This is a genomic window from Microbacterium sp. Root180 (genome assembly GCF_001428485.1).
GTDB lineage: Bacteria > Actinomycetota > Actinomycetes > Actinomycetales > Microbacteriaceae > Microbacterium.
On record NZ_LMHS01000002.1, the window covers coordinates 449,800 to 461,710 of the forward strand.

The window sequence follows — 11,911 nt, forward strand, 5'->3', positions numbered from 1 at the left end:
CGCAGACGCAACCCGTCCGCGACGCCCGAACCGGCGACGGGACAGGCTGCGCGGCGTAGGCTGGAAGCACAGTGAAGAGTTCGAGCCGGGCCCAGTCCGCCACGTCGCTGCCCCGGGCGCCACGTGACGATGTCGACGCGCGCTCGACCCGCTACCTGGTGCTCATGGGCGTGCGCATCGTGTGCTTCGTGCTCATGGTCCTCATCACTCCCTACGGGTGGTACACGTGGATCCTCGGCGCCGCCGCGATCTTCCTCCCCTACATCGCAGTCGTGCTCGCGAATGTCGGCGAAGAGGCACGGCGCAACCGCCGCGAGGATCCCGAGCGATCGCTGCCCGCCGGTTCGGCACCCCTGCCGAGCCGCCCGTCCGACGGCGACGTGATCCGCATCGAAGAGACGCGGGCCGTCGAGGGCGGACGTGCCGAGGGCGGACATGTGCCCGACAGTCGCGACGCGGACGGACCCGCATGACGGCCGACCTCGCCGTCTGCTCGCGCGCAGGCTGCCGCGCCGACGCGCACTGGCGGATCGACTGGCGCAACCCCAAGATCCACACCGCGGATCGCACCAAGACGTGGGTCGCGTGCGACGAGCATCGCGACTATCTCCGCGAGTTCCTCGTCGCGCGGAGCTTCCCCGTGACAGTGGCCCCGCTGGATGCCGCGTCCACGGAGCCGGCGCGATGAGCCGCCGCGAAGTCAGCATGCAGAACCTGCCGAAGGCGGGTCGCTGGGCGATCTACATCGCCCTCGCGGTGGTGTTCGCCATCGCGTGCGCGTTCCTGTCCCACTGGCAGTTCTCGCGCAACGAGGAGCGGTCGGCGCAGCTCGCCCTGGTCGAGGCGAACTACGACGCCGACCCGGTGCCGCTCGAAGAGGTGATCCCGGCAGGAGGCGAGTTCTCTCCCGGCGACCAGTGGCGCCCGGTCGAACTGGTGGGCGAGTATGTCGCTGACGATCAGCTCCTCGCGCGCAATCGTCCCCACGGCGGCACGGCCGCGTACGAGGTGCTCGTGCCGTTCCGGCTCGAGGACGGCCGGGTGCTGCTCATCGACCGAGGGTGGGTCCCCCCGGGTGAGAACCAGCCCGAGCCCGACGCCGTGCCCGCGCCGCCCGACGGCCAGGTGACGGTCGTCGCGCGCCTCAAGCCCGGTGAGCCCCTGCCCTCGTCGGGCCGGTCCGCCCCCGAAGGCCAGGTGCCGACGATCAATCTGCCCTTCGTGGCCGAGTCGAGCTCGGCCCCGACGGCGCGCTCGCTCGAACTGAGCGCGTACGGCGTGCTGGTGTCCGAGGACCCGGCGCCGGCGTCGTCGCTGCAGCCGCTGGAAGACCCGTCACAGGATCCCGGGCCCCACCTGTCGTACGCGATCCAGTGGATCCTGTTCGCGATCATGGGATTCGTCTTCATCACCTACGTGATCCGCACCGAGCGCCGTCACCGGCGCGAAGACGCGGAGGACGCGCAGCGCGAGATCATCGGTGAGGCGCCGCGCTCGGCATCCGCCCGTCGGGACCGCGATGCCGAGGACGAGGACGCCCTGCTCGACGCCGCCGGCCGCTGACCGGGGTCAGGCCCGGCCGGTCTCGGCGATCACGCGAGCGAGACCAGCTCGGCGTAGTCGCGGCCCCAGATGTCTTCGACGCCGTCGGGGAGGATGAGGACCCGCTCGGGGTTCAGCGCCTCCACCGCGCCTTCGTCGTGCGACACGAGGACGACCGCACCCTCGTAGTGTGAGAGCGCACCCAGGATCTCCTCGCGCGACGCGGGGTCGAGGTTGTTCGTGGGTTCGTCGAGCAGCAGCATGTTCGCGCTCGAGACCACGAGGGTCGCCAGGGACAGACGCGTCTTCTCGCCGCCCGAGAGCACGCCTGCGGGCTTGAGGACGTCGTCGCCCGTGAACAGGAATGACCCGAGCACCTTGCGCGCATCGGTCGCCGTGATGTCGGGCGCCGCGGACATCATGTTCTCGAGCACCGAGCGGTTCACGTCGAGGTTCTCGTGCTCCTGCGCGTAGTAGCCGATCTTGAGCCCGTGACCGGGCTCGAGCTTCCCGGTGTCGGGCTGGTCGACGCCGGCCAGGATCCGCAGCAGGGTCGTCTTGCCCGCGCCGTTGAAGCCGAGGATGACGACCTTCGATCCTCGGTCGATCGCGAGATCGACATCCGTGAAGATCTCCAGCGATCCGTACGACTTCGACAGACCGGAGGCCATGAGGGGCGTCTTGCCGCAGGGCGAGGGCTTGGGGAACCGCAGCTTCGCGACGCGGTCCTCCTGGCGCACGTCGTCGAGGCCCGACAGCATCTTCTCCGCGCGCGCGACCATCTGATGCGCGGCGGCGGCCTTGGATGCCTTCGCACCGAAGCGCGCCGCCTGCATCTGCAGCTGGGTGGCCTTCTTCTCGACGTTGACGCGCTCCTTCTTGCGGCGCTCTTCGTCGGCCACCCGCTGACGCAGGTAGTTCTTCCAGTTCATGTTGTAGGTGTCGATGACCTGACGGTTCGCATCGAGGTAGAAGACGCGGTTCACGGTCTCGCCGACGAGCTCGACATCGTGACTGATCACGATCAGCCCACCGCGGTAGTTCTTGAGGAACTCGCGCAGCCACACCACGCTGTCGGCATCAAGGTGGTTCGTCGGCTCGTCGAGGATCATCGAGTCGGCGTTGGAGAAGAGGATGCGAGCGAGTTCGATGCGTCGGCGCTGACCGCCCGAGAGCGTGCTCAGCGGCTGGTCGAGCAGCCGATCGGGCAGCGAGAGGTTGTGCGAGATCGTCGCCGCCTCCGCCTCCGCGGTGTAGCCGCCGAGCGCCTCGAAGCGCTCGGTCAGGTGCGCGTAGCGCTTCATCGCCTTGCTGGCGACCTTCTCGTCCTCGTCGCCCATCGCGAGCGCCGCCTCGTGCATCTCGATCGCCAGCGTGCCGAGGCCGCGCGCGTCGAGGATGCGCGTGCGCGCCAGCATCGACGGGTCGCCCGAACGCGGGTCCTGCGGCAGATAGCCCAGCTCGCCGGAGCGCTCGACCTTGCCATCCGCCGGGATCAGGTCACCGGCGAGCACCTTGGTCAGCGTCGTCTTGCCGGCGCCGTTGCGACCCACGAGACCGATCTTGTCGCCCGCGGACACGCGGAACGACACTCCGGACATGAGGACGCGGGCGCCCACGCGGATCTCGAGGTCGTGCACGGCGAGCACAGCGAAACGTCCGTTCCGTCGGTGGATGGGTGAGGTGGCCGAACGGCCAGCCTCCCAGTATAGGTTGCCTTGTCGCACCCGGCCTCCGGCCCGGCTGGAGGCTGCGCACAGACGATCGCGCGATCATTGGTGGACTCCGTCCAAGATCACCCCGCCCACTCCCCCTAGGCTGAGAGCCATGTCAGCCATCGCCGCAGCCCCCTCGTCCCGTCGCGTCCTCGCCGACGTGATCGCCCGCCCGTCCTCGCGGGCGCGCGCATTCGCCCTCGACGCCGGTCTCGTCATTGCCGGCGCCGCGCTCGTCGCAGTGCTCGCCCAGGTATCGATCCCGCTGTGGCCGGTGCCGATCACCGGCCAGACGCTCGGCGTCCTGATCGTCGGCGCAGCGCTGGGCTCGATCCGCGGGGCGGTGTCCCTCACGACGTACATGCTCGTCGGACTCGCCGGGCTTCCGGTCTTCGCCGACTTCACCGGAACGATCGCGGCCGTGGCCAAGCCGAGCTTCGGCTACGTGATCGGCTTCATCGCCGCGGCGTTCGTCGCCGGCTGGTTCGCGGAGCGCACCTGGGATCGTCGTCCCGCGCTCGCCTTCGCCGGCTTCGCGATCGCGTCCGCAATGCCGTTCGTCTTCGGCATCCCGTACCTGTGGTTCATCCTCAACGTCGTCGGCGGCGCGGAGCTCACGCTCTGGCAGGTGCTCGAGGCGGGTCTGTTCCCCTTCATCGTCGGCGGGCTCATCAAGGCCGCCCTGGCCGCGTTGATCATCCCGGGCGCATGGGCGCTCGTGCGCAAGGCGGACGCGTCCAAGAACTGATCGGATGCCGCTCTGAGCGCTTCGTGACCGACGAAAGCCCCGGCCGGACGGCCGGGGCTTTCGCGTGTGTGAGGGCGCGATCAGCCCTGGGCGACCGCCGTGGCGGCAGCGAGCTGCTTCACCATCTCGGGCAGCAGCCACGGCAGCGTCAGTGCCGTCGGCGAGACGGCGGCGACGTTCTCCTCACCGACGATCGGCGCGACCGCACCGGCGGCGACCGCGGGGATGAGCTGGCCACGGTCGGACTCGAGGAACGCGTCGAGGTCGGCCTGCGCCTCCGCCTGGGTGAACATCACGTCGGCCACGACCTGGTCGAGGTTCTCGCTGCTGACGGTCGTGTAGAACGTCGACTCGCCACTGTCGAGCTCGGTGACGGCGGGTGCGCTCACGAAGCCGAGGTCCTCGAGGATCTCCACTCGCGGGTCGGCGGGCAGGTAGAGGTAGAAGGTGTCCACGTCATCGTCCGCGTAGGCGATCGTCGTGCCCTCGAATTCCGGGTTCTCGGCGGCGGCGTCGGCGATCTGCTGGTCCAGATCTGCGAGCAGATCGTCGGCCTGCGTCTCGAGGCCCAGCGCACGGCCGGTGTCGGTGATGACGTCGCGCCACGGCGTGGCCCACAGCGCCTCCTCGGGTGCGATGACCGGGATGCCGGCACCGGTGACCGCGTCGTACTCCTCCTGCGTGAGGCCGGAGTACGAAGCGACGAGGACATCGGGATCGGCCGCGAGGAGCTCCTCGACCGACAGCTCGAACGCAGAGTTGTCCAGCAGGATCGGATCCTCGGCGCCGAGGTCGGCGAGAGCGTCCTCGACCCACGGCGTGATGAGGTTGTCGCCGCCGCCGTACTCGGACGACGGGATCGCGACGGGGACGACGCCCAGCGCCAGGACGGCGTCGGTCGCGCCCCAGCCCCAGGTCGCCACGCGCTCGGGGGCCTCTTCGATCACGGTCTCGCCGTACATGTGCTCGAACGTGACCGGGAAGGCATCCGACGACCCTGCGGGTTCGGATGCCGCGGTGTCGGGCTCGGCGGTGCCGGCGCAGCCGGACAGCACGAGGCCGCCCACGACAGCCATGGCCGCAAGGGAGCCGAAGCGGGAGAGGTGAAGGGACATGCGTTTCCTTTCGATGACGTCAGGCCTCGTCCGCGGCGGCGTGCGCGCCGCCGGGGACCGGAATGACGAGGGGGGTTGAGGTGAGCGGGTCGGGGATGACGAGAGCCTCGAGGTCGAACGCCTGCGAGACGACGTCGCGGGTGAGGACGTCGGCGGGCGCGCCGTGGGCCACGATGCGCCCGCCGCTCATGACCACGAGCTCGTCCGCGTAGCGTGCCGCGAGATTGAGCTCGTGGAGCACGACGACCACCGTGGTGCCGTCGGTGCGGTTGAGGGTGCGCAGCAGATCGAGCACTTCGATCTGGTGGCTGAGATCGAGGAACGTCGTCGGCTCGTCGAGCAGCAGCACCCGCGGCTCCTGTGCGAGCGCCATCGCGATCCACACGCGCTGACGCTGTCCGCCGGAAAGGTCGCCGAGGGGTCGATCCGCCAGGGCCGCGACGCCCGTGCGCGCCATGGCGTCATCGACGCGCGCGGTGTCGTCGGCGCTCCAGCGCTGGAACACGCCGCGGTGCGGGTGCCGTCCGCGCGAGACGAGCTCGGCGACGGTCAGGCCGTCGGGGGCGGTCGGATGCTGCGGCAGCAGCCCCACGCTCTGCGCGAAGCTGCGCCGGGACAGCGTCGACACATCCGCGCCGTCGAGCTCGACGGTTCCGGCGAGCGGCGCGTTCACCCGCGCGAGCACACTGAGGAGTGTCGACTTGCCGCACGCGTTGGCCCCGATGATCATCGTGATGCGGCCGGGCGCGATCTCGAGATCGAGGCCTTCGATGACCGTGCGCCCGGGGTAGCCGGCGGAGAGCCCGTGGGCGCTCAAGCGCGGAGCAGATGCGGGAGTCACAGGTTCCGTCCTTTCGACGTGGCCAGCAGCCACAGCAGGAAGAGCGCGCCGACCGCTCCGGTGACGACGCCGACCGGCACCGAGGTCCCAGGGAGGGCGAACTGCGCCACGAGGTCGGAGGCCGCCAGGAGCGCCGCGCCGATCGCGGCGCTGGTTCCGATCCCGATCGCGCCGTGACCCAGGAGAGGTCGTGCGATCGCCGGCGCGCACAGGGCGATGAAGGAGATCGGTCCGACGAAGGCGCACGTCACGGCGGTGAGGAGCACTGCCGTGAACACGGCCAGCGTCCGCACCGTCGAGGTGCGCACGCCCAGCGACGCCGCCGTCGGCGCACCCATCTGCGTGAGCGGCAGCCATCGCGCGCACGCCACCACGGCGGGAGTGGCGAGCACCACGACCACGCCGACCGTCGCGACGTTCCACCACGGCGTCGACGCGAGACTGCCCGTCAGCCAGATGAGGGCGGCCTGGGCGAGCTCGACCTGCGCCCGCACCATCAGGTAGCTGGTGATCGCGAGGCACAGGAATGACACACCGACCCCGGCGAGGATCAGCCGGTAGCCGCCGTCCGCCCGATGGCGACCGGCGAGCAGCAGGAACGCGGCGACCACGATGCCGCCGGCGAACGCGAACACCGCGAGGAGCGGGCCGCCGATGCCGAGGGTGAGCAGCGCCAAGACCGCGGCGGCTCCGGCGCCTCCGCTGATGCCGAGCAGGTCGGGTCCTGCCAGCGGATTGCGCAGGAGCGACTGCAGCAGGGCACCCGCGGCACCGAGCGCGGCGCCGACCAGCAGCGCCATCGTCAGGCGCGGCAGACGCACCTGGAGCACGACGTAGGACTGGGCGCGATCGCCGCCGCCCCACAGCGTGCGCCAGACATCGGCGGGCGCGATCGGATAGTCCCCCATCGAAAGGGAGACCACCGCCAGGATCGCCACGGCGACGAGCACGCCGCCCACGACGAGCGCGCGGCGCCGCCCCACACGGGAGCGGATCTGCACCACCGACGAGGTCACAGCGACACCCTCCCCGGTCGCAGGACGAGCGAGATGAGCACCGGTGCGCCGACGAACGCGACCACGAGACCGGCCTGCACCTCACCCGGAGGCGCGATGACACGCCCGATCACGTCCGCCGCCAGCAGCAGGATCGCTCCCGCCGGGGCGCCGATCGCGAGCAGCCAGCGGTAGTCGCCGCCGACCAGCGCGCGCAGTGCATGCGGCACGACGAGGCCGATGAAGACGATCGGCCCCGCGATCGACGTCGCGCCACCGCACAGCAGGACGGTGGCGACGATGCCGCGGGCCCGCGTGCGCGCCACGCTGTGGCCGAGGCCGGTCGCGGTGTCGTCGCCCAGCGCCATGAGGTCGAGGCCTCGGGCCGAGGCGAAGGCGATCACGGCGCCGATGAGGATGGGCACGGCGACGACGGCGACCGTGTCGAGCCCGCGAACGGTCAGGCCGCCGACCTGCCAGTACCGGAACACGTCGAACGCGGTGATCGAGGTCGTGAGGATGAGCGTGGTCACCGCCGTGAGCCCGGCCGTGACCGCCGCCCCGGTGAGAGCGAGCTTGGCGGGGCTGGAGCCATCGGGCCCGCGCGTGCCGATGACGGCGACGATCACCGCGGCGACGGCTGCGCCGGCGAAGGCGAACCACACGAAACCCGAGGGCGCCGTGATCCCCCAGAGGGTGATCGCCCCGAGCACGGCCACCGAGGCGCCGGCGTTGATGCCCAGGAGTCCCGGATCGGCGAGCGGGTTGCGCGTGAGTCCCTGCATGAGGGTGCCCGCCAGCGCGAGGGCGGCGCCGGCGAGGATCGCGATCACCGTGCGCGGCACTCGCTGCGACAGGATGACGATGTGGTCGGCCGAGTCGGGATCGGGGCGCAGGAATGCCTCGACGACAACCCCGGGGGGCACCGCGCGCGCACCGACCATGAGGCTGACGACCACCATCCCGGCGAGCAGTGCGACGGCGAGGATCAGGAGAAGCAGCCCGCGCCGATCGCGAGCCGTGCTCATTCCTGTCGCTCGGACTGCCCGAGCCGCCAGTAGCCCATGAATGCGACGCGCTTGCGGTCCACGCCGCACCCCTGGACGAGATGACGGCGCAGGCCCTTGACCATCGCCGACTCCCCCGCCATCCACGCGTAGAACTCGCCGTCGGAGTCCTCGGGGCTGTCCCACAGCAGATCGACGTCCACATCGACGTCCGCGAGCTCCTGGACGCGCGATGCGGCCGCGCGCTCGAGAACCTCGCCAGAACGGGAGCTCCACCCCGATACGGCCTCGGTCAGGGCGGCGCCGTGCGCGCGGGACTCCCGGGCGACCCACGTGAGGCGGAAGGACTCGGGAAGATCCAGCGTCAGCCGGTCGGCGGCGGTGGGCACCTCGATGAAGGCGTCGACGTCGAAGGAGTCGTCGAGGGACTCGAGGATGCCGCTGATCGCAGGCGCCGCGGTCTCGTCGCCGGCGAGCAGCACCCGCCGGGCGGTGCCGGGGTGCCAGTCGAGACCGAGCCGGTACCCGTCGCTGCGCTGGTCGGGTCCGACGACGACGATCTCCTGGCCGACCGACGCCGCCTCTGCCCACGCCCCGGCGGGACCGGCATCGTGGTGCACGACGAAGTCCACGACGAGGCGGCGCGCGGCCGGGTCGACCCGTCGGACGGTATAGGTGCGCAGCGGACTGCGCGTCCGGGCGGGCAGATCACGCCATATCGCGTACCAGTCCCCCGCGTCGATGATCGCCTCGTCATGCTGGCCGATGTCGCTGATCGTCCCGTCGGGGAGCGGGAGGATGAGCTTGATGCGCTGGTCGAGCCCGGCGGTGCCGAAGACCCCGAAGTCCGCGCCGGTGAACGTCACGCGCAGGAAATGGGGCGACAGCCGCTGGACGTCGGCGACGGTCGCGGCGTACGGACGGTACGCGGGACGTGTCGCCAGGGCACTCGAAGAAGTCACACGGTAAGGCTAGCCTTACCTTGCCCGTGGGCCCAAATCAGTCCGTCATGACGGTGTCATGAAGGGCGAGCCGTCGATTCGTGCGCGTGGCCCATCCGCAGCCCCGGCACGACTGCCAGGGCCGCGAGTCCGGCGGCGATCGCGAACACGGCCGGGAACCCGGCATCCGTTCCCGCGAGCGCCGTGAAGACCAGCCCCATCGCCGCGATCGCCGTCGCCGCGCCCACGGAATCCGAGATCGACAGCGCCGACGAGTTGAATCCCTGGTTCTGCGGAGTCGAGTACGCGAGGGTCAGCACCGTGAGGCGGGGGTACATCAGTCCCATGCCTGCACCGGCCAGCGACCATCCCGCGATGAGCACCGCTGGATGGAGTCCCAGCGCGGCCGTGACGCCCGCGATCGCCGTCGCAGAGACCAGCAGGATCGTGCCGATGACGGTGATGCGGGCGTTGCCCATTCGATCGCCGTAGCGCCCCTGCACATCGGCGGCGGCCGCCCAGGCGATCGCCGCTGTCGTGAGCCCCAGGCCGGCCCAGGTCGGCGAGAAGCCGTAGTGATCGATCAACAGGTACGGCACGTAGATCTCGGCGCCGAACAGCGACCCCGCGATGAGGCCCCGCATCAGCACCACGCTCGGGAGCCCGCGCATGGCTCGCAGCGTGCCGCGCGGCAGGAGCGGCCTCGACGCGACGGCGATGACCGCGACGGATGCCGCGACCACGACCCACGCGTACGACCCGAGCTCGCCCGCAAGACTCAGCGCGAGCGCACCGGCGGCGACGGCGACCGCGCAGGCCAGCCGCGGCACGACGCGTCCACTCGCCGGATCGTCGGTGTGAAGCGGCAGTCCGTGCAGCCGCAGCACGACCAGGATGAAGGCGGCCACCGTGAGCGCGGCGACCCCGAGGAACACCCAGCGCCAGTGGAGGAACTCCGTGACGGCGCCGGCGAGGAAGGGGCCGATGAGGGACGGCACGACCCAGGCCGCCGAGAACGCCGCGAAGACCCGGCCGTGCAGCTCGGTGGGATAGACCCGCGCGACGACCACGTACAGCGCGACCGTCTGGCCCCCGGTCCCCAGGCCCTGGACGAGTCTGCCCGCGACCAGCCACTCCATGCTGGGGGCGAGCCCGGCGATCACCAGGCCGATGACGAACAGCACCACCGCTGTCGTGAGCGGCGCCAGCACTCCCCCGCGATCGCACCACGCCCCGACCGCGACCATTCCGATCACACTCGTCGCGAGTGTGCCCGCGAACGCCACGGCATAGAGGGAGTCGCCGTCGAGATCGGCGCTGACGATCGGCATGACCGTCGTGACGGCGAGTGACTGCATCGCCGCGAGGAAGATCAGGGCGACCGCGCCGACCGTGACCCAGACGTACCTCGCCTGCCAGACACCCGCCGAGGAATCGACGGGTGCGGAGCTCATCGGACCAGGCTACCCACCCTGCGGACCGCCTCGGTGAGAACGTCGGGCGAGCAGCCGAAGTTGATGCGCACGTGCCCGTGACCCTCCTCGCCGAAGAACGGACCCTGCAGCAGAGCGACCCGTCCCTCGCTGAGGATCTTCGCGGCGGGGTCGTCGCCCCAGCCCAGGGCCGTCAGGTCGACCCATGCGAGGAAGCCCGCGTCGGGCACGCGATAGCGGGCACCGGGAACGTGCTCGGCGAGCAGCTCGGCCAGGAGCAGTCGATTCGCGTCTAGCGCTGCGAGCTGGGCGTCGAGCCAGACATCGCTCTCCGGCGAGAACGCCGCGACGGCCGAGATCGCGCCGAACAGGCCGGTCCGCCATTCGATCTCGTCGGGCAGGCCCTGCACCAGCGCCGAGGTGGCGTCGTCCGCGGTCACCAGGAGCGCGCACTTGAGGCCGGCGAGATTGAACGCCTTGCTCGCGCTGACGACGGAGTAGCCGACACGTGCCGCGGCCGCTGATGCGTCCAGGAACGGGGTGAACGTCACACCCCGATGGATCAGGGGCGCGTGGATCTCGTCGCTGATGACGGCGGCGCCGTAGCGCTCGGCAAGGTCGGCAAGCGCTGCGAGGGTCTCCCGCGAGTGCACCGTGCCCGTCGGATTGTGGGGGTTGCACAGCAGCACGGCACGCGCTCCCGAGGCCAGCGAGGCCTCGATGCCGGCGAGGTCGAGTTCCCAGGTCGTGCCGGCGTCGCGCAGCGGCACGCGCTCCACCACGGCGCCCGCTTCGGGCACCACGTCGAAGAACGGCGGATAAACCGGGGGGCAGATGACGACCCGGTCGCCCGGTGCGGTCACCCTGCGCAGCAGCTCGACGACGGCCATCATCACGTCGCAGGTCGTGCGGATGCGCGCGGCATCGACGGTCCACCCGAACCGGCGCTCCGCGAAGCCGGCGTATGCGGCGGCGACGCCGGGCTCCGGTGGGGTGTAGCCGGTGTCGCCGATCGAGACGGCGCGGGTCAGCGCATCGTGGATCGCGGGCGCCTGCGGGTAGTCCGTCTCGGCGACGAACAGCGGCAGCACGTCGTCCCCGTACTTGCGCCACTTCGTGCTCGACCGCTGACGCAGCTGGTCGAGCCGAAGGGCCTGAAGAGGGGTGATCACGCGCACCCGACGAGAGTAACGAGGGCGACGGATGCCGCGCCCCGGCGTGACGTTGTATGTCGGCGGGACCCTAGATCGCGAAGCCGAGGGCCCGCATCATGTCGCGGCCGTCGTCGGTGATGCGCTCGGGTCCCCATGGCGGCATCCACACCCAGTTGATGCGGAAGCGGTCCACGACGTCATCGAGCGCCTGCGCGGTCTGCTCCTCGAGCACGTCGGTCAACGGGCAGCCCGCCGACGTCAGTGTCATGTGGATGACCAGAGCATCGTTCTCGTCGTCCCACCCGAGGTCGTAGATGAGCCCCAGGTCGACGACGTTGATCCCGAGCTCGGGGTCCATGACGTCCTTGAGAGCCTCGGTGACCTCGTCGTACTTCTCGGGTGTGAGCGTTGCGGTCATGT

13 protein-coding genes are annotated in these 11,911 nt (G+C 70.7%); 4 read left to right on the forward strand and 9 right to left on the reverse strand.

The genetic code is table 11. From position 1 onward, the window contains the following. The first annotated feature begins 71 nt into the window (after positions 1-71). From ASD93_RS06440 to ASD93_RS06450, 3 genes are read left to right on the forward strand one after another with little or no spacing between them, the layout of a single operon-like run. The gene (locus ASD93_RS06440; RefSeq protein ID WP_056120358.1) at positions 72-473 is read left to right on the forward strand and encodes a DUF3099 domain-containing protein; all 402 of its coding nucleotides are present in this window, start codon (positions 72-74) and stop codon (positions 471-473) included. Further along, complete coding sequence (locus ASD93_RS06445) at positions 470-688, forward strand: hypothetical protein (RefSeq protein WP_056120360.1); 219 nt, start codon at positions 470-472, stop codon at positions 686-688. Before ASD93_RS06440 ends, ASD93_RS06445 begins: the two co-directional genes overlap by 4 nt. Further along, on the forward strand, positions 685-1,563 hold the full coding sequence (locus ASD93_RS06450; RefSeq protein WP_082569205.1) for an SURF1 family protein: 879 nt from the start codon (positions 685-687) through the stop codon (positions 1,561-1,563). Before ASD93_RS06445 ends, ASD93_RS06450 begins: the two co-directional genes overlap by 4 nt. A 29-nt stretch (positions 1,564-1,592) precedes the next feature. Here the strand turns inward: ASD93_RS06450 and ASD93_RS06455 are convergent, their stop codons facing one another. After that, the gene (locus tag ASD93_RS06455; RefSeq protein ID WP_056120362.1) at positions 1,593-3,191 is read right to left on the reverse strand and encodes an ABC-F family ATP-binding cassette domain-containing protein; all 1,599 of its coding nucleotides are present in this window, start codon (positions 3,189-3,191) and stop codon (positions 1,593-1,595) included. A 178-nt stretch (positions 3,192-3,369) separates the two neighbouring features. Here ASD93_RS06455 and ASD93_RS06460 point away from each other — a divergent pair, with 178 nt between their 5' ends. After that, positions 3,370-4,005: a biotin transporter BioY gene (locus ASD93_RS06460; RefSeq protein WP_056120365.1), complete on the forward strand. Its 636-nt coding sequence runs from the start codon at positions 3,370-3,372 to the stop codon at positions 4,003-4,005. An 80-nt stretch (positions 4,006-4,085) separates the two neighbouring features. Here the strand turns inward: ASD93_RS06460 and ASD93_RS06465 are convergent, their stop codons facing one another. From ASD93_RS06465 to ASD93_RS06500, 8 genes are all read right to left on the reverse strand, one after another. Further along, positions 4,086-5,120, reverse strand: coding sequence for an ABC transporter substrate-binding protein (locus ASD93_RS06465; protein WP_056120369.1), 1,035 nt, complete (start codon positions 5,118-5,120; stop codon positions 4,086-4,088). Positions 5,121-5,139: 19 nt separating this feature from the next. Further along, the gene (locus ASD93_RS06470; protein WP_321163621.1) at positions 5,140-5,937 is read right to left on the reverse strand and encodes an ABC transporter ATP-binding protein; all 798 of its coding nucleotides are present in this window, start codon (positions 5,935-5,937) and stop codon (positions 5,140-5,142) included. Positions 5,938-5,957: 20 nt separating this feature from the next. Beyond that, on the reverse strand, positions 5,958-6,977 hold the full coding sequence (locus tag ASD93_RS16140; protein WP_056120375.1) for a FecCD family ABC transporter permease: 1,020 nt from the start codon (positions 6,975-6,977) through the stop codon (positions 5,958-5,960). Further along, positions 6,974-7,984 carry a FecCD family ABC transporter permease gene (locus tag ASD93_RS06480; protein ID WP_056120377.1) on the reverse strand — a complete coding sequence of 337 codons (1,011 nt, stop codon included), beginning with the start codon at positions 7,982-7,984 and terminating at the stop codon, positions 6,974-6,976. The genes ASD93_RS16140 and ASD93_RS06480 overlap by 4 nt, the downstream gene beginning before the upstream one ends. Further along, complete coding sequence (locus ASD93_RS06485; protein ID WP_056120379.1) at positions 7,981-8,925, reverse strand: siderophore-interacting protein; 945 nt, start codon at positions 8,923-8,925, stop codon at positions 7,981-7,983. Before ASD93_RS06485 ends, ASD93_RS06480 begins: the two co-directional genes overlap by 4 nt. 56 nt (positions 8,926-8,981) lie before the next feature. Then, the gene (locus ASD93_RS06490) at positions 8,982-10,358 is read right to left on the reverse strand and encodes an MFS transporter (protein ID WP_056120383.1); all 1,377 of its coding nucleotides are present in this window, start codon (positions 10,356-10,358) and stop codon (positions 8,982-8,984) included. Further along, positions 10,355-11,506 carry a MalY/PatB family protein gene (locus tag ASD93_RS06495; RefSeq protein ID WP_056120936.1) on the reverse strand — a complete coding sequence of 384 codons (1,152 nt, stop codon included), beginning with the start codon at positions 11,504-11,506 and terminating at the stop codon, positions 10,355-10,357. The genes ASD93_RS06490 and ASD93_RS06495 overlap by 4 nt, the downstream gene beginning before the upstream one ends. Before the next feature lie 73 nt (positions 11,507-11,579). Next, on the reverse strand, positions 11,580-11,909 hold the full coding sequence (locus ASD93_RS06500) for a metal-sulfur cluster assembly factor (RefSeq protein ID WP_056120385.1): 330 nt from the start codon (positions 11,907-11,909) through the stop codon (positions 11,580-11,582). Between the last annotated feature and the right edge of the window lie 2 nt (positions 11,910-11,911).

Excerpts from the sequence above, each read along its gene's own strand:
- ASD93_RS06445 (WP_056120360.1), top strand. The coding sequence starts at position 470 with ATGACGGCCGACCTCGCCGTCTGCTCGCGCGCAGGCTGCCGCGCCGAC.
- ASD93_RS06450 (WP_082569205.1), top strand. The coding sequence starts at position 685 with ATGAGCCGCCGCGAAGTCAGCATGCAGAACCTGCCGAAGGCGGGTCGC.
- ASD93_RS06460 (WP_056120365.1), top strand. The coding sequence starts at position 3,370 with ATGTCAGCCATCGCCGCAGCCCCCTCGTCCCGTCGCGTCCTCGCCGAC.
- ASD93_RS06465 (WP_056120369.1), bottom strand. The coding sequence starts at position 5,120 with ATGTCCCTTCACCTCTCCCGCTTCGGCTCCCTTGCGGCCATGGCTGTC.
- ASD93_RS06480 (WP_056120377.1), bottom strand. The coding sequence starts at position 7,984 with ATGAGCACGGCTCGCGATCGGCGCGGGCTGCTTCTCCTGATCCTCGCC.
- ASD93_RS06490 (WP_056120383.1), bottom strand. The coding sequence starts at position 10,358 with ATGAGCTCCGCACCCGTCGATTCCTCGGCGGGTGTCTGGCAGGCGAGG.
- ASD93_RS06500 (WP_056120385.1), bottom strand. The coding sequence starts at position 11,909 with ATGACCGCAACGCTCACACCCGAGAAGTACGACGAGGTCACCGAGGCT.